Origin of the sequence: Streptomyces sp. NPDC090994 (genome assembly GCF_044768905.1) — a bacterium.
In the GTDB taxonomy this organism is placed as follows: domain Bacteria; phylum Actinomycetota; class Actinomycetes; order Streptomycetales; family Streptomycetaceae; genus Streptomyces.
Map to the genome: position 1 here is coordinate 271,418 of NZ_JBIVWS010000001.1, position 21,926 is coordinate 293,343.

The following is a 21,926-nucleotide window of genomic DNA, read 5'->3' on the forward strand; positions in this document are numbered from 1 at the left end:
ACGCCTCCCTCAGCGCTGCTTCGGGTCGAGGGCGTTGCGGACGGCCTCACCGAGCATGATGAACGCCAGCACCGTGATGCTGAGCATGATCGACGGGTAGAGCATGATGTACGCCGCGACCCGGATCTGGTTCTGGCCGTCGGAGATGTCGTTGCCCCACGAGGCGCCCTCCAGGCCGAGACCGAGGTACGACAGCGTGGCCTCGGCGCCGATGTAGACACCGAGCGCGATGGTGGCGACGACGATCACCGGGGCGATCGCGTTGGGCAGTACGTGCCGGAAGAGGATGCGCGAGGTGCTCGCGCCCAGCGCCTTGGCGGCCTGCACGTAGTCCTGCGACTTGACCGTGATCACCGAACCGCGCATGACGCGGGCGGTCTGCGTCCAGCCCAGGAAGGTCAGCGCGAGGATGACGATCGGGATGGACCGCTCGGTGAACGAGTTCAGCATCACCATCGTGCCGAGCAGGAACGGGATGCCGAAGAACATGTCGGTGATGCGGGAGAGCACCGCGTCGATCCAGCCGCCGAAGTAGCCGGCCAGCATGCCCACCAGACCGCCGAAGACCGTGACGGCCAGGGTGGTGCCGCCGCCGACCAGCAGCGAGGCGCGGGTGCCGTAGATGGCACGGGCGTACACGCTGCGGCCCTGGGCGTCGTACCCGAGCCAGTCGGCGCCGAATATGTGCCCGTACTCGGGCTTCTGGAGGTAGTGCGCCGCGAGGTCCTTGGCGTCCGGGCTGGCGCTGGTGAACAGACCGGGGAACAGCGCGATCACGAGCAGCAGCAGGATCAGCACCGAGGAGACGATGAAGATCCAGTTGGTGCGCAGGTCGCGCCAGGCGTCGCCCCACAGGCTGCGGGCCTTCTCCTGGCCGGCCTCGGGCAGGCGCCGGCCGTCCGGGGCGGCGGACGTCGCGGACTCCTCCGCGGAGGTCTTGGTCAGCTCAGGCATAACGGATCCTCGGGTCCAGGACCGCGTACAGCAGGTCGACGATGAGGCTGGTGACGAGGTAGACGAGGACCAGGACGGTGACCAGGCCGACCAGTGTCGTTCCCTCGCGGCGGGTGATGGCCTCCGCGATCGTGCCGCCGACGCCCTTGATGTTGAAGATGCGCTCGGTGACGATCGCGCCGCCCATCAGGGCACCGAGGTCGGTGCCGAGGAAGGTGACGACCGGGATGAGCGAGTTGCGCATCAGGTGGACGCCGACGACCCGGCGCCGGGGCAGTCCCTTGGCGATGGCCGTGCGCATGTAGTCGGAGCGCATGTTCTCGGCGACCGAGGTCCGCGTCAGCCGCGCCACATAGGCCAGTGAGGCGCTGGCCAGCACGATGGCCGGCATCAGCATCTGCCCGATGTCGGTGTCGTCGTTCACCGAGGGGGCGCCGCCCGCGTTGGTGACCACCGTCTGCAGGATCAGGCCGAGCACGAAGACCGGCACCGAGATGAGCAGCAGGGTCAGGATGAGGATCAGCGTGTCGGCCGTCTTGCCGGCGCGCATGCCGGAGATCAGGCCGAGGATGATGCCGAGGGCGGCCTCGATGGCGAAGGCCAGGCCGGCCAGCCGCAGCGTCACGGGGAAGGCGTCACCGAGGATCTCGGTGACCGGCCGGCCGCTGGCGATCTGGTTGCCGAAGTCGAAGTGAAGGACGATGCCCTTCATGTAGTCCAGGTACTGGACCATGATGGGCTTGTCCAGGCCGTACTCGTGCCGCAGGGCCTGCAGCACTTCCGGGCTCGCGCTCTTGTCTCCGAAGAGTCCGCGCACGGGGTCGCCGGGCAGCGCGTAGACCATCAGGAAAATCAGCAGAGTCGTCCCGATGAACACCGGGATCATCTGGAGCAGTCGTCGTATGACGTAGCGCCCCATGGTGCCTCCATGTCAGTTACAGCGGCAGGCCCTTTTCACCGCGCACGCCTGACCGTCCTCGCGGACGTCCCGTACGTACCCGGTGAAAAGGGCCCCCCGGCCGACCGGCCGACACCGTGCCGCACCTGATGAGGTGCGGCACGGCACACGCTGTGATCAGCGGTTACTTCGTGACCTGAACGCCGGTCAGGATCGGGTCGCCGTCCTGGGCGTACTTGACGCCGGTGACCTTCTCCGAGTAGCCCGCGTTGACCTTGTAGTACCAGAGCGGGATGCTCGGCATGTACTCCGGGAGCTTCTTCTCGATCTCCTGGTAGAGCTTCTCCGACTCCTCCAGCGTGGCGGCGCTGTCGGCCTGCTCGATGAGCTTGTCGATCTCCGCGTTGGAGAAGCCGCCCTGGTTGCCGTCCGACTTGGTGCCGAACAGGTCCCGGATGAAGTTGGCGATGAAGGGGTAGTCGAGCACCCAGCCGGAGCGGTACAGCGACTTGACCTGCTTGGCGTCACGGGCGTTGGTGTCGGCCTGGAAGTCGGCCTTGGAGTCGCCCGTGCAGGCCACGCCGGTGGCGTTGGTGATGGAGCCGCAGACGGCCTCCACCCACTCCTTGTGACCGCCGTCCGCGTTGTACTGGATGGAGATCTTGTTGCCCGGGACGCCGCCACCCTCCTTGATGAGGGCCTTGGCCTTCTTCGGGTCGTACGTGGTGACGTCCCCGGCGGCGTTGTCCGTGTAACCGAGCACGCCCTTGGCGACCCAGCCGGTGGCCGGCTCGCGGGTGCCCTGGAGGACGGTCTTGGTGATGGTGTCGCGGTCGATCGCCATCGACAGGCCCTGGAGGACCTTCGGGTCGATGTCCTTCCACTGCTTGGTGTAGAAGGCGACGGCGATGGACTGGATCGAGGACTGCGCCTGGTCCACGGCGCGGTCGCCGAGGTCCTGCTTGTACACCGGCAGGTCACGCGGGGCGATCTGGCGCATCACGTCGAGGTTGCCGGACTTGAGGTCCTGGTAGGCCGTCTCCAGCTGGGCGTAGTTCTTGAAGATCACGCCGCCGTTCTTGGCCTTGTCGTCACCCTTGTAGTCGTCGTTGCGCTCGACCACGATCTGCTTCTTGTGGTCCCAGCTGACGAACTTGTAGGGGCCGTTGCCGACCGGCTTCTCACCGGCGGCGTCCGGGTCCTTGTAGAAGGACTCCGGCAGCGGGGAGAAGACCTCGTAGCCCAGCTTGTAGACGAAGTAGGGCAGCGCCTTGCTCAGCTCGATCGTGAAGGTGGTGTCGTCGACGGCCTTCAGACCGGACATCTCGTCGGCCTTGCCGCCGGAGATGTCGTCGTAGCCCTTGATGTCGGAGAACCAGAAGCTGTTGGTCTGCTTGTTGTCCGGGTTCGCGGCCCAGTTCCAGGCCTTGATGTAGGACTCGGAGGTGACGGGGGTGCCGTCGTGGAACTTCCAGCCCGCCTTCAGCTTGACCGTGAAGGTCTTGTTGTCCTTGGTGTCCACCGACTCGGCGTTCACCATGGTGATGTTGCCCTTGGAGTCGTAGTCGACCAGGCCCGAGAACAGCGAGTTGATGACGATGCTGCCGTTGGACTCCATGGTGTTGGCCGGCTGAAGCGGGTTCTGCGGCTCACCCACCTCGACGGAGAACGTGCCGTCCGGGTCGATCGCGGCCTTGCTGTCGCCGTCGTCGCCGCCGCCGCCACAAGCGGTCGCGCTCAGCGCCACAACCGCGGCTATCGCGACCCACTTGGCGCTCTTCGCACCGCGCATGGATTCCTCCTAGGAGACCAATGGTTCATCGCACGGGCAGGCCCGCGACACGACACCGTCACCGGTGCCTGAGAAGGTTGGGTGCCCGTAACTCGTGCGTCGGCGCCGCGGCTGCGGACGCCCCGCTCGATCGAGTTCTACGCGCCTAACTATCTGCCATCCCCCCACAGCCGAACCACACCCGAAAGGTCTCGGTTCGATCACACCTGGCGCTAACTTCTTCCAAAATCCGGACAAACCCTTTGCAGAAAGATCCCTGCGAAACGGACTTGTTACACATCTATCGAGGGAAGGTGTCCGCATTGCGGACACTCGGGCACAGAAATCCGCTTGCCCGAACGCGCGGAACATGCCGTGTGCGAACCGTCGGTGACCGGACGCGTGCGCACCGGGGTGTGGGGGAACTCTCGTTCCCGTCGTCTCCCCCGGATCCGTGACGCCGCGGGGGCCGTGAAACGGGGCCGGGCACCCCTGTCCGTGACAGGGGTGCCCGACGCTCGTCCGTGGTCCGGCGGCCTGTGTGAGGGCCGCCGGAGGGGGATCAGCCGTGCTTGGCGCGGCTCGCGGCGCGGGCGCGCTCGCGGGCGTCCAGGTTCACCTTGCGGATGCGCACGGCCTCCGGGGTGACCTCGACGCACTCGTCGTCGCGGCAGAACTCCAGCGACTGCTCCAGCGACAGCTTGCGCGGCGGGACGATCGCCTCGAAGGAGTCGGCCGAGGACGACCGCATGTTGGTGAGCTTCTTCTCCTTGGTGATGTTGACGTCCATGTCGTCGGCGCGGGAGTTCTCGCCGACGATCATGCCCTCGTACACCTCGGTGCCGGGCTCGGTGAAGAGCACGCCGCGCTCCTGGAGGTTGGTCATGGCGAACGCGGTGACGGCGCCGGAGCGGTCGGCGACCAGCGAGCCGTTGTTGCGCGTGGTCAGCGTGCCGAACCAGGGCTCGTGGCCCTCGTGGATGGAGTGCGCGATGCCGGTGCCGCGGGTCTGGGTGAGGAACTCGGTACGGAAGCCGATCAGACCGCGGGAGGGGACGACGAACTCCATGCGGACCCAGCCGGAGCCGTGGTTGGACATGTTGTCCATGCGGCCCTTGCGGACGCCCATGAGCTGCGTGACCGCGCCCATGTGCTCCTCGGGCACGTCGATGGTCATCCGCTCGACGGGCTCGTAGGTCTTGCCGTCGACCTGCTTGGTGACCACCTGCGGCTTGCCGATGGTCAGCTCGAAGCCCTCGCGGCGCATCTGCTCGACCAGGATGGCCAGCGCCAGCTCACCGCGGCCCTGCACCTCCCAGGCGTCCGGGCGCTCGGTGTCCAGGACGCGGAGCGAGACGTTGCCGATCAGCTCGCGGTCGAGGCGGTCCTTGACCTGGCGGGCGGTGACCTTGCGGTCCTTGACGACCGCCTTGTTGTCCGCGCCCTTGCCGGTGGCGCCGCGGCCGACCAGCGGGGAGGTGTTGGTGCCGATGGTCATGGAGATCGCGGGCTCGTCCACCGTGATCAGCGGCAGCGGCACCGGGTTCTCCGGGTCGGCCAGGGTCTCGCCGATCATGATGTCCGGGATACCGGCGACGGCGCAGATGTCACCGGGGCCGGCCTTCTCGGCGGGCTTGCGGGTGAGCGCCTCGGTCATCATCAGCTCGGAGATCCGCACGTTCTGCGTGGACCCGTCGCGCTTGAGCCAGGCGACCGTCTGGCCCTTCTTCAGCTCGCCCTGGTGGACGCGGAGCAGCGCGATACGGCCGAGGAAGTTGTCGGCGTCCAGGTTCGTCACGTGGGCCTGGAGCGGCGCGTCCTCCTCGTAGGTGGGCGCGGGGATGTGCTGGAGGATCGTGGAGAAGAACGGCTCCAGGCTGTCGGAGTCGGCCGGGACCGTGCCGTCCTCCGGCTTGGTCAGCGAGGCGACGCCGTCGCGGCCGCAGGCGTAGACGATCGGGAACTCGATCTGCTCCTCGTCGGCGTCCAGGTCCAGGAAGAGGTCGTAGGTCTCGTTGACGACCTCGTCGATGCGGGCGTCGGGCCGGTCCGTCTTGTTGATGCACAGGATGATCGGCAGCCGCTGGGCGAGCGCCTTGCGCAGCACGAAGCGGGTCTGCGGCAGCGGGCCCTCGGAGGCGTCGACCAGCAGGACCACGCCGTCCACCATCGACAGGCCGCGCTCGACCTCGCCGCCGAAGTCGGCGTGGCCCGGGGTGTCGATGATGTTGATGGTGATGACGTCGCCGCCATCCTTCGGGTGGTACTTGACCGCCGTGTTCTTGGCCAGGATCGTGATGCCCTTCTCACGCTCCAGGTCGTTCGAGTCCATCATGCGGTCGTCGACGGAGTCGAGCTGGTGGGCGGCGAAGGCACCGGCCTGCTTCAGCATGCCGTCGACGATCGTGGTCTTGCCGTGGTCGACGTGGGCGACGATGGCGACGTTGCGGATGTCGTGACGCGTTACGGACACAGCCATGTGCGGCGTACTCCCGGAGTGGTGAGGACGGCCAGGTCTGCTGCGCTGGCCTCGCCGGGCTGGTGACGCCTCGGCCTTTTCCCTTCCATGGTACGGGGCTGACGGCAGTGGCCTTGTTCGACCCTGTGGGGACGGTCACGAGGACGAGGACGAGGACGAGGACGAGGACGGGGTCGGGGTCGGGGCCGGGGTCCCGGAGCGCTGTCCGCCCTGCGCGCCCTTCTTCAGGAAGCCCATGTCCTCGTAGACCGGGGTGGCGAAGCCGAAGGCGCCCGCGTTGGCGAGGTTCTCGCGGGCCACGGTGAGCTGGGGGCGCTGGTAGAGGGGGAGCGAGGCGGCCGCCGCCCAGATCCGGGAGTCGGCCTTGCGGAGCAGGGACCGGGCCTCCTTCTCGTCCAGGGTGGCGACGGCCTGCTCGAAGAGCTGGTCGACCTGGTCGGTGCCGACCCGGGTGTAGTTCTGTTCGACGTTGAGGGAGCCGTCGGCGGCGGGGACGGGCTTGGCGTAGACGGGGCGGGCGTCGGTGGCCGGGAAGGCGGTGCCGGGCCAGGAGTAGAGCGCCAGGTCGTAGTCGCCGTTGGCGATGTGGTCCCGGAAGTAGCTCTCGTCGGGGACCTTGGTGATGTCGGTGCGGATGCCGATGCGGTCCAGCATGCGGCTGATCCGGTCGGCGACGGTGCGCAGCGTGCCGGAGCCGGGGCCGGAGGGGAGCACGAAGCGCAGGGTGAGCGGCTTGCCGTTCCTGGCCAGCGGGGCCGCGGCGCCGGCCGGGGCGGCGGTGCCCTTGGGGGCGTAGGCGCCGGGGGCGCTGCCGTTGGCCTTGTTCTTCTCGCCGTCGCCGTTCCCGTGGCCGTCCTTGTCGCCGTCCTTGTCGCCGTCCCCGGCGCCCTTGCCGCCGCCGTTCCCGTCGCCCTCGGCCTCGCCCTTGCCGTCGCCGTTTCCGTGGCCGTTTCCGTCGCCGGCGCCCTCGCCCTTGCCGTCCTCCCCCACGATGTACGTACCGTCGTCCCCGCCCGGGGAGTCGCTCTCGGACGAGCTGCCCTCGCCCTCCTCGGCGCCGGCCGCCTCCTCCGCCTCCCCTTCCTTCTCCTTGCCCTTCTTCACGGGCCCCCCGGGCACCCACCCCGCGTCCGCGAGCAGCGCCCGCGCCTCCTTGACGTCCGGTTCGCCGAGCGCGCCGCTGCCGTCGGCGTAGGCGTCCTGGCCGGCCAGCGCGAGGTGGCTGCCGAGCGGCTCCGCCGGGAGGCCGAGGGGCTTCAGCACGGCCTCGGCCAGTTCCTCGCGGTCGACGGCGCGGGCGACGGCCCGGCGCACCCGTTCGTCGGCGAGGGGGCCGTCCGCCCCGTTGAGGGCGAGCTGGGTGTAGGCGGGCTCCAGCGACTTGCGGACCTCGAAGCCGCGCAGGGCGGACCGCCGGCGTTCGGCCCGGGCGAGGGCCGCGCGCCGTTCCTCGCGGGCGAGCGTCTCCTCGTACGCGGCCTCCTCGTCGGAGCCGTGGGCGACGGCCCAGGAGCGCAGGGCGTCGGCGGCGGACCGCCCCTGGCCGCTCTCCGGGCCGGAGAGGGGTGCCGCGTCCTCGGTGTCGGTGGAGCCGAGCGGGTTGCCGGTGCCGGGCGGGGCGCCGGCCCGGCCGACCTCCCGGGCGGTGGCCGGGTCGACCTCGGCGAGGTCGAGCTTGCCGGCGGTCAGGGCCGCGGTGCGCTCGCCGCGCTCCACGGCGCGCAGCACGATCCGCGACAGCTTGGCCGGCTCGCCCCACCAGCGCGGATTGCGCCCGAGGACGACCTCGTCGGCCTCGCGGTCCACCTTCTGGACGGCGAACGGCCCGGCGGTGATCTTGAGCTTGCGCCGCGCCCCGTCGTTGAAGGCGTCCGGGGTGCCCATGACCTCCTTCGGGTACAGCGGCGTGAACAGGGAGCGCCAGTCGGCGTAGGGGCGGCGGAAGGTGACCTTGACCTCCAGGTCGTTCTTGCCCCGCTCGATCTTCTCGACGCGGTCGTAGCCGGCGTTGCGGGCGGTCCAGTAGGCGCTGTCCTTGCCGGACAGGGCACGCCACTGGGCGGCGAAGTCGGCGGCGCCGATCTCCCGGCCGTCGCTCCAGACGGCCTGCTGGTTGAGCTTGTAGAGGACGACCTGCCGGGGTTCGGTGGCGACCACCTCGGCGGATTCCAGGTAGTCGGGGTTGCGCACCGGGCGGCCGGTGGCGTCCATGCGGAACATCGAGGGCAGGACGGCCTGGGCGACCCGGGTGGTGGTGGCGTCGGCGTCGGACTGGAAGACGTTCAGCGTGTCCGGCACGGAGTCCGCCGCCCAGCGCAGGGTGCCGCCGTCGGCGATCCGGGCGCGGGCCGCGACGGCGGTGTCGGGACCGGCGAGCGGCTCGCCCGCGGGGTCCTCTGAGCTGCACCCGGCGAGGACGGGGACCGCGAGCGCGCCCGCGGTGAGGAAGGCGACCGAGCGCGTGCGGGCGCGTGGTCCGACGCCGACGTGGGACATCTGTCTACCTCCGGAGAGCCGCGGGCGTTGTGTTCACTTCTGGCGGTATATGGAGTTGATCATTTGTATTCAGACGTATGCGGCCACTGAAGAGGAATCGGTTCGGCAACGACCGGCGACACGTCGGACCCGCTCCGTAAGCTCACCCGCCCGGGGGAACGCGCGCCCGGGGGTGCGCCCGCGCGCCTCGGCCAATCGCTGCACGTCCCTTCACAGGGACAGGTGTGACGCGCGACACTCTCAGGCGCATGAACGTCGCCATCCCAGGCCGGCCGGCGTGGCCGCGTCCGACGGAAGTGAGGTCACGTCATGTCCGTGCACGACGAACTGACGACGATCCGGCGCTGCCTCGACGATCTGTCGCGGGCCGTGAGCCGGCTGGAACAGCGGATCGGCCGCGACGGTCTGGAGGTCCGGCGGGTCCGCACCGACGCCGGTCACCTGCGGGAGAGCGTCGCGCTGCTGCACGCTGCCGCCGCCGCGGGGGACGCGCCGATACCGCGGCCGGACCTAGTCACCATCTCCGACGCCCCGTACGACCTCACCCTGTGGACGGACTCGGACGACGAGGGACTGGGCGCCCGCGACCGGCGCGCCCCCTGACCCGACCGCATCCGACCGGACCCCACCGGAGTCGCCCCGTGGCCACTGGAACGGAACCACCCCCCACCGACCCCCGACCCCGCGGCGGCGGCGTCCACGCCCCGGCGCGCGCCGCGATCAGCGCCCCGCACCTGCGCACCGACCGCTGGTGGCTGGCCCCCGCCGGCACCGCGGCCGGGCTGCTCGCGTTCATCGTGTACTCGACGTGGCGGGCGTTCGCCGACGCCGACTACTACGCGGCCCCGTACGTCTCGCCGTTCTACTCCCCGTGCCTGGCCGAGCGCTGCGCGCCGATGCGCTCCGGGCCCAACTGGGAGATCGTCGGCTCCTGGTGGGGCATCTCCCCCGCGATCATCATCCTGATCTTCCCGCTCGGCTTCCGGCTGACCTGCTACTACTACCGCAAGGCGTACTACCGCGGCTTCTGGGCCTCGCCGCCCGCCTGCGCGGTGGCCGAGCCGCACAAGAAGTACACCGGCGAGTCCCGCTTCCCCCTCGTCCTCCAGAACCTGCACCGCTACTTCTTCTACGCGGCGCTGCTGGTGGCGGGCATCCTCACCTACGACACGGTGCTCGCCTTCCGCGACGAGCACTACGCGTGGGGCCACATGGGCCTGGGCACCCTCGTCTTCCTGGTCAACATCACGCTGATCTGGGCGTACACCCTGTCCTGCCACTCCTGCCGGCACATCGTCGGCGGCAAGCTCAAGCACTTCTCCCAGCACCCCGTGCGCTACCGCGCCTGGCAGTGGGTGGGCCGGCTCAACGCCCGGCACATGCAGCTCGCCTGGGCCTCCCTGGTGAGCGTGGCGCTCGCCGACTTCTACGTGTACCTGGTCGCGTCCGGCGCCTTCGACGATCCGACCCTCTTCTAGCGAAAACAAAGGTGCTTCTGATGTCCGTGGTCGATCGCCAGGAGTGGGACGTCGTCGTGGTCGGCGCGGGCGGCGCCGGGCTGCGCGCCGCGATCGAGGCGCGCGAGCGGGGCGCCCGTACGGCGGTGATCTGCAAGTCGCTGTTCGGCAAGGCGCACACGGTGATGGCCGAGGGCGGCATCGCGGCGGCGATGGGCAACGCCAACGAGCGCGACAGCTGGCAGGTCCACTTCCGGGACACCCTGCGCGGCGGCAAGTTCCTCAACCAGTGGCGGATGGCCGAGCTGCACGCCAAGGAGGCCCCGGACCGGGTCTGGGAGCTGGAGACCTGGGGCGCCCTGTTCGACCGTACGAAGGACGGCCGGATCTCGCAGCGCAACTTCGGCGGCCACGAGTACCCGCGCCTGGCCCACGTCGGCGACCGCACCGGCCTGGAACTGATCCGCACCCTCCAGCAGAAGGTCGTCGCCCTCCAGCAGGAGGACCACCGCGAGACCGGCGCCTACGAGTCCCGGCTGAAGGTCTTCCAGGAGTGCACGGTCACCCGCGTCCTGAAGGACGGCTCACGTGTCTCGGGCGTCTTCGCCTACGAGCGCGAGACCGGCCGTTTCTTCGTCCTGGAGGCCCCCGCCGTGGTGATCGCCACCGGCGGCATCGGCAAGTCCTTCAAGGTGACGTCGAACTCGTGGGAGTACACCGGCGACGGACACGCCCTCGCCCTGCTCGCGGGCGCCCCGCTGCTGAACATGGAGTTCGTGCAGTTCCACCCCACGGGCATGGTCTGGCCCCCGTCCGTGAAGGGCATCCTGGTCACCGAGTCGGTGCGCGGGGACGGCGGGGTGCTCAGGAACTCCGAGGGCAAGCGGTTCATGTTCGACTACATCCCGGACGTCTTCAAGGAGAAGTACGCCGAGTCCGAGGCCGAGGCCGACCGCTGGTACGACGACCCGGACCGCAACCGGCGGCCCCCCGAACTGCTCCCCCGCGACGAGGTCGCCCGCGCCATCAACAGCGAGGTGAAGGAGGGCCGGGGCTCCCCGCACGGCGGTGTCTTCCTCGACGTGTCGACGCGGATGTCCGCGGAGGTCGTCAAGCGGCGACTGCCGTCGATGTACCACCAGTTCAAGGAGCTGGCCGACGTCGACATCACGGCGGAGGCGATGGAGGTCGGGCCCACCTGCCACTACGTGATGGGCGGCATCGCCGTCGACTCCGACACCGCCGCCGCGCGCGGGGTGCCGGGGCTGTACGCGGCCGGCGAGGTGGCCGGCGGGATGCACGGCTCCAACCGGCTCGGCGGCAACTCCCTCTCCGACCTGCTGGTGTTCGGGCGGCGGGCGGGGTGGCACGCCGCCGAGTACGCGCTCGGCCGGGAACGGCCCCGCACGGCCGAGGAGGACATCGGCTCGGCCGCCGCCGAGGCGCTGCGCCCGTTCTCGGCGGAGGCGGAGACGGGGGAACCGGCCGGCGGGCCCCCGGAGAACCCGTACACCCTCCACCAGGAACTCCAGCAGACCATGAACGACCTGGTCGGCATCATCCGCCGGGAAGCCGAGATGGAGCGGGCCCTGGAGAAACTCGCCGAGCTGCGGGTACGGGCCCGGCGGGCCGGCGTCGAGGGGCACCGGCAGTTCAACCCGGGCTGGCACCTCGCCCTGGACCTGCGCAACATGCTGCTGGTCAGCGAGTGCGTGGCGCGGGCCGCGCTGGAGCGCACCGAGTCGCGCGGCGGCCACACCCGCGAGGACCACGCCGCGATGGACCGCCGGTGGCGCAACGTCAACCTGCTCTGCCGGCTGACCGACCCGACGGGCGGCCTGGCGGCGACGGACCCGGTGCGCGGCCAGATCACCCTGCACCGGGAGACCACCGAGCCGGTCCGTCCCGACCTGCTCGCCCTGTTCGAGAAGGAAGAGCTGGCCAAGTACCTCGCCGACGAGGAGCTGTACCGATGAGCGGTTACGAGGCACGGTTCCGGGTGTGGCGGGGCGACACCGGGGGCGGCGCGCTGGAGGACTTCACGGTCGAGGTGAACGAGGGGGAGGTGGTCCTCGACATCATCCACCGCCTCCAGGCCACCCAGGCCCCCGACCTGGCCGTCCGCTGGAACTGCAAGGCCGGCAAGTGCGGTTCCTGCTCCGCCGAGATCAACGGGCGGCCCCGGCTGCTGTGCATGACCCGGATGTCGGTCTTCACCCGCGAGGAGACGATCACCGTCACGCCGCTGCGCGCCTTCCCGGTCGTACGGGACCTGGTGACGGACGTCGGCTTCAACTACGCCAAGGCCCGCGAGGTCCCGGCCTTCGTGCCGCCCGCCGGGGTCGGGCCCGGCGAGTACCGCATGATGCAGGAGGACGTGGACCGGCCGCAGGAGTTCCGCAAGTGCATCGAGTGCTTCCTGTGCCAGGACACCTGCCATGTGGTCCGGGACCACGAGGAGAACAAACCGGCGTTCGCGGGCCCGCGCTTCCTGATGCGCGTCGCCGAGCTGGACATGCACCCGCTGGACGCGGCCGAGTCGACCGGCCTGGACCGCAAGAAGACCGCCCAGGACGAGCACGGCCTCGGCTACTGCAACATCACCAAGTGCTGCACGGAGGTCTGCCCCGAGGGCATCAGGATCACGGACAACGCGCTGATCCCCCTGAAGGAGCGGGCCGTCGACCGCACGTACGACCCGCTGGTCTGGCTCGGCTCCAAGATCAGGAGGCGCCGGGAGCGCTGACCCAGCCCTCGCGGTACGCCCGCCAGTCGGCCTCGGTCGCGGCGAAGTCGACGTACAGGGCGACGCCGAAGTTCTCCCGGCCGGGGTCCGTGCGGGACAGGCCGAGGCGGACGCCGCGCACGGCGGCGGGGACGGTCTCGGCGTGGCCCCAGTGGGAGGGGTCGCTCTCGTAGTAGAAGGGCAGGCCCATCAGCAGGTCGGTGGTGGGCGGGGTGACCTCCAGGGCGAGCGAGGTCTGCCGGGCCACGTAACCGCCGTAGGTGCTCTGCAGGGGCTGCGCGGTGTCGTACGACATGACGGCGATCTGGTCGACCCGGCGGGCGACCTGCCCGAAGTACTCCTGCGACCACCACTTGGGGTGGCCGGTGAGGGCGCCCGCGACGGAGTGCAGGGCCGGCAGCGGGTCGATCTGGTGGGCGGCCACGGAGAGTACGACGTTGCGCTCGTCCGTCACCCGGCGCGCGGCGTCGAGGAGGGCGAGGTAGTCGCCGTTGCCGGAGTGGGCGGGTTCCAGGTCGAAGTGGACGCCGTCGAAGCCCTCGTCGAGGATCTGCCCGGCCGAGCGGACGACGGCGGCGCGGGTCCCGGCCCGCTCCAGCCGCATGCCGTCCGGGGTCTCGGTGGCGAGGACGTCGCCGAGCCAGGCGTGGACGCGGACGCCGGGCAGTTCCTCGTGGACGGCGTCGGTCAGCCAGTGGGCCTTCGGGTAGCGGGCGCGGGGGAGGGTGCCGTCGTGTTCCAGGGGGCCGGTGTGGACGTAGAGGTCGCGGATGCCGGTGGTGGCGAGCCGTCGGCCGAGGGCGGCGAGGTCGGCGTCCGTCTTCCGCCCGTCGACCCAGGCGTGACCGAGCCAGAGGGCGTCCTGGTGCCGGGTCCGGGTGCCGTCGGCCGGTTCACCGGCGTAGCTGACGCGCAGGGCGGCCTGGGCGGCGAGGACGGGGACGAGGAGGACGAGCGCGAGCACGAGGGCGGTACGGCGGAGGCGGCGGGGCCAGGGTCTTCGGGGGGTGCGGGGCTCGGGGGCGTCGGGAGTGCCGGGGGCTTCGGTGGTGTCGGGGGCGTCGGGAGTGCCGGGGGCTTCGGTGGTGTCGGCGGTGTCGGCGGTGTCGGTGGTGTCGGTGGTGTCGGCGGTGTCGGTCTCGGGGGCGTCGGGGGCCTCGGGCTCGGGGGGCCTGGCCTTGTGGGCCTCGGGCTCGGGCTCGGGCGGCGCTTCGGGCCCGGAGGCCACCGCCTCGGCAGCCCCGGCCCCGGCCTCGGCAGCCCCGGCCCCGGGGGCCCCGGCCTCGGCGGCCCCGGCCTCGGGGGCCCCGGCGGGCGTGGCCGTCTCCGTCCGCTGCCCCCGGCGCGGGGTGTCCGTGCCGTCGGTCGGCTGTTCCATGCCGCGCCCTTCGTCGCCCCGCCCCGGTGGCAGGTGTCACCGGCGGGGACGACGGACGCGGCGGTGCCGGTTGCGGCCCGGGACACGGCCCCGGCGGGGCCCGCACCGGCTCAGAACAGGCTGAGCAGCGCCTCCGCCGGGTCGGGCAGGCCGGAGTCGCCGCCCGGCAGCGGGAGTTCGAACCACACCGTCTTGCCGCGCGGCGTACGCCGTGACCCCCACGCGGCGCTGAGCAGCCCGACCAGTTGCAGGCCCCGGCCGCCCTCGTCGGTGTCGCGGGCGCGGCGGCGGCGCGGCTGGACCAGGCCCGAGTCCCAGACCTCGCAGACCAGGGTGCGGTCGAGCAGGAGGCGGAGCCTGATCTCGCCCTCGCCGTACCGCAGGGCGTTGGTGACCAGCTCGCTCACCAGCAGTTCCGTGGTGTCGACGAGCGGTTCCAGGTCCCACTCGGTCAGCTGGGCGCGGGCGTACTCCCGGGCCCGGCCCACGCTGCGCGGCTCGCGCGGCAGCGCCCAGTCGCCGACGGACTCGGCGGGCAGCCCCTGCACCCGGGCCATGAGCAGCGCGATGTCGTCCTCGCCGTGGTGCGAGTCGAGGGTGTGCAGGACGTGGTCGCAGACGTCCTCCAGGTCCCGGTGGGTGTCGGCGCGGGGCGGCGCGGCCGAGGGGCGGGCCGGACCGGTCAGCGCGCCCACGAACGCCTGGAGCCCCTCGTCCAGCGGATGGTCGCGGCTCTCGACCAGCCCGTCGGTGTAGAGCGCGAGCAGCGCGCCCTCGGGGAGTTCGACCTCCACCTCCTCGAAGGGCTCCCCGCCGACGCCCAGCGGCAGGCCGGGCGGTACGTCCAGCATCAGGGCGGGCTCGCCCGGCTCGACCAGGACGGGCGGCAGGTGGCCGGCGTTGGCGAAGGTGCAGCGCCTGGTGACGGAGTCGTAGACGGCGTAGACGCAGGTCGCGAGGTACACCTCGGAGAGGTCGGCCTCGCGGGGGCGGCGGGCGGACCGGGTGGCCTGCCGGACCCCGCCCGCGAACGCCTGCGAGGGGCCGCCGGGGGCGCCGAGGCCCCGGGCGATCTCGTCCAACTGGGCGAGGACCTCGGCCGGTTCGAGGTCGAGCTGGGCCAGCGTCCGTACGGCGGTGCGCAGTTCGCCCATCGCGACGGCGGCCCGCAGCCCGCGGCCCATGACGTCGCCGACGACCAGCGCGGTGCGGTGCCCGGGGAGTTCGATGACGTCGAACCAGTCGCCGCCGACCTCGCTGGGCCGGCCGGTGGCCGCGTTGCCGGGCAGATAGCGGCAGGCGATGTCGAGGCCGGACGCCTCCGGGTCGCCGGGCGGCAGCAGGGACCGCTGGAGGATCAGCGCCCGCTCGTGCTCGCGGCGGTAGAGGCGGGCGTTGTCGATGCAGACGGCGGCGCGGGCGGCCAGTTCCACGGCGAGCCCGCGGTCGCGGTCGCCGAACGGCTCGCTGCCCTTGGTCCGGGCGAACTGCGCGAGGCCCACCACCGTGTCGTGGGCGACCATCGGCACGGCGAGCGTGGACTGCACCAGGCCGCCCTCCTCGGCCGGGACGGTGCGCGGGCGGCCGGTGCGCAGGGCGTCGGCGCAGGGCGAGGTGAAGGGGTAGTGATGGACGGCGCCGACCTGGACGCGCGTCCCGGTGCCGAGGAAGGGCACGTCGGCGACGGCGCTGGCGTAGGCGACGCGGCGCAGTTCGGCGCTGCCGTCGGCGAGGCCGGGCGGTGTCTCGTCGCCGGTCAGCAGTCCCTGGTAGAGGTCGACGGTGGCCAGGTCGCAGAAGCCGGGGACGACGACGTCGAGGAGTTCGCGGGCGGTGGTCTCCAGGTCGAGGGAGGTGCCGATGCGGGCGCCGGCGTCGTTGAGGAGGGCGAGGTTGCGGCGGGCGGCGGCGGCCTCGCGGGCGGCGGCACGGCGGGCGGTGACGTCCGTGCCGAGCCAGGCGACCCCGATGGGGCGGCCCGAACCGCTGTGCACCCGGTACAGGTTGACCGACCAGTGGCGGCGCTCGTCGGAGCCGGGCCGGAAGCCGGTGACGTGCATGTCGGTGATGGACTCGCCGGTCTCCAGCACCCGGCGCAGGGTCGCGGCGACCCGGTCGCCCTCGCCGCGCGGCAGGTAGTCGTGGACGCCCCGGCCGCGGTGGTCCTCGGGGGTGCCGCCGAAGACGGAGGCGAACCGCTGGTTGGCGCGGCGCACCTTCAGGTCGTGGTCTATCAGCAGGAAACCGAACGGAGATTGACCGAAAATGGACTGCGAGGCGGCAAGGTCGGTCTCGATGCTGCGCAGGGTGCGGACGTCGACGACGATGCAGACGGCGGCCTTCTCGCCGTCCCGGGTCCGGGTCGGCATGACGTAGACCTCGGCGAGGCCGCGCTTGCCGCACTCCCCGCCCTCGCCGTGCGGTACCCGGAAGGGGACGACGCCGGTCCACTCGCGTCCGTCGAGGATCTCGGCCATCTTGCGCTGGCCGCGCTCGCGCAGGTCGGGGTCGATGAAGACGTCGATGGGGTCGGTGCCGAGGGCCCGTTGCGCGGGGATGCCGAAGAGCTGCTCGGCGCGCAGACTCCACTGGTCCACCAGCCCGTCGGGTCCGATGGAGAAGGAGGCGACCTTGATGTAGTCGTAGATGGAGCCGGGCGGACTGCTCTGCCACATGGTGTCGCCGGGCAGGGTCTCGTCCCGGCCCGCGGACACCCGGCCGGCGGGCACCCGGCCCGCGGACACCTGTCCCGCGGGCAACTGTCCCGCGGGCACCACGGCCCCGCCCGCGGCGCCGGGCCGCACGCCGTCCGGCGCGCCCTCGGTCTCCCTGGATCCCTCGGACACCACGGGTCCCTCGGACACCGTGGATTCCTCGGACACCTTGGGCGCCTTGGACCCCGTGGCCCTCGCTGGTATCTCGCTCACGCGAACCGTCCCCTCCAGCTCACCGCGTCCGGCACCGGTCACCGGGGGCGGCTGTCCGCAGTATCCAGCACTACGGCGCCGCACAACACGGTGTTCACGATCACAGCACGGTCCCTGTGCTTTCCGGACCGGACCGTGACAACACTTCCAGTCTTCTAACCAGCGGACACGTCATCGAACCACGTACTTCGGCAACGGTGGGTGTCACGGAGGCACCGATACGGAGCGTGACGGGCGCTCACCCGGTCGGGGCGAGTTCGAACCACACCGTCTTGCCCGCCGCCCCGGGCCGCGTTCCCCAGCGGCGCGCGGCGGTGGCGACCATGTGCAGGCCCCGGCCGCTCTCGTCCTCGGGGCGGACGGGCCGCTCGTGGGGCAGGTCGGGGAGCGGGTCGGAGACCTCCACGCGCAGCACGCCGTCCGGTCCGTCGGGCGCGACCAGCCGGACCCCGATGGGGCCGGTGGCGTGCCGCAGGGCGTTGGTGACCAGTTCGCTGACGAGCAGGACGGTGATGTCGCCGACGCCGTCGAGGCCCCAGTCGTTCAGCCGGCCGCGCACCAGGGAGCGCGCGGCGCCGACGGCGTCCGGTTCCGCGGGGAAGACCCACTCGGCGCAGTCGCCCTCGGTGCCGATCACTCCGCTCACTCCCCGGCCGCTGGAGACCCACTCACGTCCGTCCGTTTTCATGGGGTTAATGGGCCCATACCCGATTTGCCGCGTCGAGTACCGCCCGGAGGGGCGCACTGTGGCACGACCGGCGTAGGAGACATGCCCCGGATCGCACAGGGGGCGCCCACCGGGTCACACGAGGAGTACGCGAGAGGGTGCGCGCTGGACTACGCCGCGCCGGACTCCCCCGGCACCGCGAGGTGGGCGAGCACCCGGCGGACGGCCGGCACGTCCTGGTCGAGCCAGGGCACGTCCCAGATCTCGGCGGGGGTCAGCCAGCGCAGTTCGTCGTGGTCCTGGAGCGGCTGGGGGGCGGCGGAGCCGGGGAGCAGGCGCGCGGTCCACACCTCCAGGACGTACGGGGACCTCAGCGGCCACCGTCCCGGAACCCGGTCACCGGTCCGGGCGTCCACACCGAGTTCCTCGCGCAGTTCCCGCACGAGCGCGGCCTCGGGCGTCTCGCCCTCCTCCACCTTGCCGCCGGGCAGCTCCCACCGTCCGGCGAGTCCGGCCGGTGCGCTGCGGCGCGCGGCGAGCAGGCGCCCGCCGTCGAACAGGGCGGCCCCGACCACGATCCGTTCCGTCATGCGCCGGAGCCTACGGGAGGGCACGCAACCCCCGCGCGGCCGAGGCCGCGGGGCCGCGCACGGCCGGCGTCACGGGACATGACCCGCCGGCACCTCAACGCCCGTCCGGCGGGCATCGTGGACCCCGTCGGCCGGCCCTCGCCGATCAGCCGTCGTCAACCCGCGGTCGTCGGTCGGAGGCCGTCGGTCGGAGGCCGTCAGTCGGAGGCCGTCAGTCGGCCGCGGTCCCGTTCTGTCCGATCCGCTCGACCCAGTACATCTGCTGGGCGCCGCGGCCCCCGAGGCTGTCCGCGATCTTCTGGGCCTCGGCCCGGGTCGCGTACCGGCCCACCCGGTAGCGATGGCCGTTGTCGTCCTGCCGCACGACAAGCCAGGGCAGAGTGACCGTGCCGTCATTCATCGCGCCCCTCCACTTCGCGTCCATGGCCGTCGCGCACCCCGCCCGCCAAGGAAACCGCAGTCCGCATATGCCCGACCTTACGCCCTACCTTCACGCACCGAATACGGCTTTTCACAAAGAGGCATGCGGCCGGTCAGGAGGCAGGGGCGCGCACGCCGAACGCGCCCCGGCCGGGCGTCGGCGTATCGGGTCGGGGCGTCCGCCGGGCTCGTCTGGCCCACCTGCGGGAACGGCCGGATCACCCCGTCACCGCCGGGAGCGGCGGGCCTCGGGGAGGCGGAGGCGGCACACCTCCAGGGGCGCGAGAGGCGCGGGCGGCGTGCGCCATCTCACACCGGCGCCCTGGACGCCGTACGTCCCGTACGTCCGCCCTCGGAACGGGGCTACTTCACCGGCAGGTGGTACGCCACCCGGAACCGGTCCGCCAGGACCACCACGTCGGCCGTCTCGACCGCGAGGCCGGACGCGTAGAACGTGCGCTGGACGACCAGGACGACATGGCCGGGGACCCCGCCCAGGGTGAGCAGTTCCTCCGCGAGGCCGGGGCGGGCGCCGACCTCCTCGGTGACGTTGTCCACGACGATGTCGATGGCGGCCATGCGCTCGACGACACCCATTCCGCCGAGCGGGCCCTCCTCGGGCAGCATCACGGGCGTGCGGCCGGTGACGGCCAGCGGCTCCCAGGAGGTGGAGAGCATGACCGCGTCGCCGCCCTCGCGGAAGACGTACTTGGTGCGCATCACGCGCTCGCCGGGCTTGATGCCGAGCCGATCGGCGACGCCGACGCCCGCCTCGGTCTGCTCGCTGCTGGACTCCCAGGTGCCGCGCACCTCGGCGTCGGCCTGCTCCTGCCGGTAGGGCGTGGCCCCGCCGGCCGGCCGGTAACCGGAGCGGGCGATGCGCCGGGGCACCGGACGCTCGCGCACATACGTCCCCGAGCCGGAGCGGCCCTCGACCAGGCCCTCGGCCATGAGGACCTTGCGGGCCTCCAGCGCGACGGTGTCCGAGACGCCGTACTCCTCGCGGATCCTGGCCTGGGAGGGCAGGCGGGTGTGGGGCGGCAGCAGGCCGTCGACGATCTTCTTGCGCAGATCCCCCGCGACACGCAGATACGCCGGCTGCTCACCGAATGCCACTGGCCGCTCTCCCATCAGGTTGTACAGACAGCAACAGCGTGGCAACCGTAGGTTGTACCAGGCAAGCAAAGGCCAGAGAATCACTCGATGTGATGACATACGGCGGCGACGGGTTTTGCCCGGGAGTTTCCCGGGGGCCTCACCCGTCCCCCTCCTGGTCTCACACCTCGAAGCCGGGGCCGTCCCCGTCCGTCCCCTCCCCCGCGTCGCCCTCCTGGTACGCCGGCGGGGTGGCGGCCAGCCCCAGCGCCTCGCGCGCGGCGACCGAGGCGGAGGGGGCGATCAGGTCGTACCCGGTGTCGTAGTGCTCGTAGAAGGTGTCCGCGTCGGTGGCCTTCGTGGCCGCGGCCCATTCCTCGCGGGCCGCGTCCAGGTCCTCGGCCAGGTCGGCGACCGGCTGCTCGGCACCGGCCGGCCAGGTGTGCCCGCGCAGCCGCCGGCCCTGTTCGGCGAGCGCGCTCTCCATCCGGCCCGCCCACTCCCGGTGCCCCGGCAGGTCGTCCTCGATGTACGCGGTCGCGGGCTCGGACTCCAGCGCCTCGTCGAGGAGTTCGGCCGCCTTCAGGAAGGAGACCTGGTCGGCGTCGAGCGTCGTCTCGTCGTTGCGCAGCGAGCCGGTCAGGACGTCGCCCTCCTCGGCGCCGCCGAACAGGCAGGTGACCTCCCGGTCGCCCGCCCGCCAGCTCTGCCGGGTCGGCGTGAGGTAGTAGATGTCGACGTTCGAGGGCACGGCCCAGGCGTCCATGGCGTAACCGGTGCGCAGCGCGTAGCACTTGTCGTCAGCCGTGCGCGCGACCGAGTCGTCCCCCGGGAAGGGCCCGTCGGCCAGGTCGAAGGCGGCGAACACCTCACCGTCGTGCGCACCGGAGCAGGGCACCTCGTCGATGTCGTACGTCACGCCGCCCAGTGAGCCGTCGGGGGTGTCGAAGCACTGGCCGGCGTCGAGGGCGTACGCGGTGCCCTCGCCGCTCGCCGCCTCCCTGAACCCCTGCCAGAAGGCGGACGCGCCCCCCGTGGTGAGCGCCACCGCCCACAGCACCAGCCCCACCGAGGACACCACCGCCCCGGCCACGGCGAACCCCGTGCCGCGCTCGCCCCGCCGCCTGATCTGACTGAGCGCGATCAGCCCCAGCACCAGTCCGACGGCCGGCAGGAAGCACAGCAGGCCGAGCACGAGGGCGGAGATGGCGATCCCGTTGACGGGCGCCTGGCGGGGCGGCGGCGCGTAGGGCCGGCCCCAGGCCGGGTGCGGGTGGGGCGGCGGCGGTATGGACACGTACCGTGCTCCTGACTCGGACGGCGGCGCGCAGGCGTCCGCGGACATGCCGTACCGCTGCCTGCCGTACGGCTGGGCGCATCGTAAGCGCCCGGCGGCGGGCACGCGGAGTCGTTTGCCTGGTGAGGACGGCGGAACGGGCCCCTCCGGAGCGGGAGCGGCGGCGTCACCGCGAGGCCCGCAACAGCCCTTCCACTCCTTGCAGGAAGGTCTCGCAGACCAGCTCCGGGTCGAAGAGACAGCCGGCCGCCATGGCGCCGTCCCGGAGCATGACGAGGTGCCGGCCGGCCGCGTCGGCGGGCCGGTGGCCGTTCTCCGCCAGCAGTTCCGTGACCGTGTCCAGGAACCAGGCCCGGTGGGCCAGTACGGCCTGGTGGATCGGGTGGGCGGGGTCGGGATACTCGGCCACCGCGTTGAGGAAGGCGCAGCCGCGGAAGCCGGGGGACCGGATGCCTTCGGCGATCGAACGGCTGACGGCCCGGATCCGGTCCTCCGCCGGCCCGCCGCCCGCCAGCGCGGCCTCGACCTGCGCCCGGATTCCCCGGTCGGCCTGGTCGAGGTAGGCGAGGACGAGGTCCTCCTTGCCCGCGAAGTGCCGGTACAGCGTCGCCCGGGTCACCTGCGCCTCCGCGATGATCCGGTCGACGCCGACGGAGTGGATGCCCTCCGCGTAGAAGACCCTCGCCGCCGTACCGAGCAGCCGGGCCCGCGCCTCGGACGTGCTGCCGCCTTCTGTGCCCTGCCGCATGGC

17 protein-coding genes are annotated in these 21,926 nt (G+C 71.8%); 4 read left to right on the forward strand and 13 right to left on the reverse strand.

The features are described 5' to 3' along the window. Nucleotides 1-9: 9 nt before the first annotated feature. The 5 genes from ACIQR3_RS01260 to ACIQR3_RS01280 all read right to left on the reverse strand — a co-directional run bounded on the left by ACIQR3_RS01260 (nucleotide 10) and on the right by ACIQR3_RS01280 (nucleotide 8,598). Nucleotides 10-954, reverse strand: coding sequence for an ABC transporter permease (locus tag ACIQR3_RS01260; protein WP_403532607.1), 945 nt, complete (start codon nucleotides 952-954; stop codon nucleotides 10-12). Continuing rightward, entirely contained in the window at nucleotides 947-1,873 is a 927-nt protein-coding gene (locus ACIQR3_RS01265; RefSeq protein WP_403532609.1) for an ABC transporter permease, read from the reverse strand. Before ACIQR3_RS01265 ends, ACIQR3_RS01260 begins: the two co-directional genes overlap by 8 nt. A gap of 163 nt (nucleotides 1,874-2,036) precedes the next feature. Continuing rightward, nucleotides 2,037-3,644, reverse strand: a complete 1,608-nt coding sequence (locus tag ACIQR3_RS01270; protein ID WP_403532611.1) for an ABC transporter substrate-binding protein — start codon at nucleotides 3,642-3,644, stop codon at nucleotides 2,037-2,039. Nucleotides 3,645-4,185: 541 nt separating this feature from the next. Continuing rightward, the gene (gene typA, locus ACIQR3_RS01275; protein WP_215164412.1) at nucleotides 4,186-6,102 is read right to left on the reverse strand and encodes a translational GTPase TypA; all 1,917 of its coding nucleotides are present in this window, start codon (nucleotides 6,100-6,102) and stop codon (nucleotides 4,186-4,188) included. A 135-nt stretch (nucleotides 6,103-6,237) separates the two neighbouring features. After that, nucleotides 6,238-8,598: an ABC transporter family substrate-binding protein gene (locus ACIQR3_RS01280; protein WP_403532613.1), complete on the reverse strand. Its 2,361-nt coding sequence runs from the start codon at nucleotides 8,596-8,598 to the stop codon at nucleotides 6,238-6,240. 309 nt (nucleotides 8,599-8,907) lie between these two features. Here ACIQR3_RS01280 and ACIQR3_RS01285 point away from each other — a divergent pair, with 309 nt between their 5' ends. Genes ACIQR3_RS01285 through ACIQR3_RS01300 form a run of 4 tightly spaced genes read left to right on the forward strand, consistent with a single transcriptional unit; the run spans nucleotide 8,908 to nucleotide 12,801 of the window. Then, entirely contained in the window at nucleotides 8,908-9,201 is a 294-nt protein-coding gene (locus ACIQR3_RS01285; RefSeq protein WP_215164414.1) for a hypothetical protein, read from the forward strand. A gap of 38 nt (nucleotides 9,202-9,239) precedes the next feature. Continuing rightward, the gene (locus ACIQR3_RS01290) at nucleotides 9,240-10,076 is read left to right on the forward strand and encodes a hypothetical protein (RefSeq protein WP_403532615.1); all 837 of its coding nucleotides are present in this window, start codon (nucleotides 9,240-9,242) and stop codon (nucleotides 10,074-10,076) included. Between the two features lie 20 nt (nucleotides 10,077-10,096). Then, nucleotides 10,097-12,031: a fumarate reductase/succinate dehydrogenase flavoprotein subunit gene (locus ACIQR3_RS01295; RefSeq protein WP_403532617.1), complete on the forward strand. Its 1,935-nt coding sequence runs from the start codon at nucleotides 10,097-10,099 to the stop codon at nucleotides 12,029-12,031. Continuing rightward, nucleotides 12,028-12,801 (forward strand): succinate dehydrogenase/fumarate reductase iron-sulfur subunit, encoded by a 774-nt coding sequence (locus tag ACIQR3_RS01300; RefSeq protein WP_403532619.1) that lies wholly within the window; start codon nucleotides 12,028-12,030, stop codon nucleotides 12,799-12,801. Before ACIQR3_RS01295 ends, ACIQR3_RS01300 begins: the two co-directional genes overlap by 4 nt. Here ACIQR3_RS01300 and ACIQR3_RS01305 read toward each other — a convergent pair. The 8 genes from ACIQR3_RS01305 to ACIQR3_RS01340 form a co-directional block, all read right to left on the reverse strand. Further along, nucleotides 12,779-14,179, reverse strand: coding sequence for a glycoside hydrolase family 18 protein (locus tag ACIQR3_RS01305; protein ID WP_403532621.1), 1,401 nt, complete (start codon nucleotides 14,177-14,179; stop codon nucleotides 12,779-12,781). The genes ACIQR3_RS01300 and ACIQR3_RS01305 overlap by 23 nt on opposite strands. Before the next feature lie 110 nt (nucleotides 14,180-14,289). Continuing rightward, nucleotides 14,290-17,148, reverse strand: coding sequence for a SpoIIE family protein phosphatase (locus tag ACIQR3_RS01310; protein WP_403532622.1), 2,859 nt, complete (start codon nucleotides 17,146-17,148; stop codon nucleotides 14,290-14,292). A 196-nt stretch (nucleotides 17,149-17,344) separates the two neighbouring features. Then, a complete protein-coding gene (locus tag ACIQR3_RS01315) occupies nucleotides 17,345-17,794 on the reverse strand; it encodes an ATP-binding protein (protein ID WP_403532624.1) in 450 nt (149 codons plus the stop codon). A gap of 149 nt (nucleotides 17,795-17,943) precedes the next feature. Further along, nucleotides 17,944-18,363 carry a (deoxy)nucleoside triphosphate pyrophosphohydrolase gene (locus ACIQR3_RS01320; RefSeq protein WP_403532626.1) on the reverse strand — a complete coding sequence of 140 codons (420 nt, stop codon included), beginning with the start codon at nucleotides 18,361-18,363 and terminating at the stop codon, nucleotides 17,944-17,946. Nucleotides 18,364-18,574: 211 nt separating this feature from the next. Continuing rightward, nucleotides 18,575-18,763: an SPOR domain-containing protein gene (locus ACIQR3_RS01325; protein WP_215164422.1), complete on the reverse strand. Its 189-nt coding sequence runs from the start codon at nucleotides 18,761-18,763 to the stop codon at nucleotides 18,575-18,577. Between the two features lie 383 nt (nucleotides 18,764-19,146). Further along, nucleotides 19,147-19,899, reverse strand: coding sequence for a GntR family transcriptional regulator (locus tag ACIQR3_RS01330; RefSeq protein WP_403532628.1), 753 nt, complete (start codon nucleotides 19,897-19,899; stop codon nucleotides 19,147-19,149). A gap of 160 nt (nucleotides 19,900-20,059) precedes the next feature. Continuing rightward, nucleotides 20,060-21,175 (reverse strand): DUF4190 domain-containing protein, encoded by a 1,116-nt coding sequence (locus tag ACIQR3_RS01335; protein ID WP_403532630.1) that lies wholly within the window; start codon nucleotides 21,173-21,175, stop codon nucleotides 20,060-20,062. A gap of 166 nt (nucleotides 21,176-21,341) precedes the next feature. Further along, the gene (locus tag ACIQR3_RS01340) at nucleotides 21,342-21,923 is read right to left on the reverse strand and encodes a TetR/AcrR family transcriptional regulator (protein ID WP_403532632.1); all 582 of its coding nucleotides are present in this window, start codon (nucleotides 21,921-21,923) and stop codon (nucleotides 21,342-21,344) included. Between the last annotated feature and the right edge of the window lie 3 nt (nucleotides 21,924-21,926).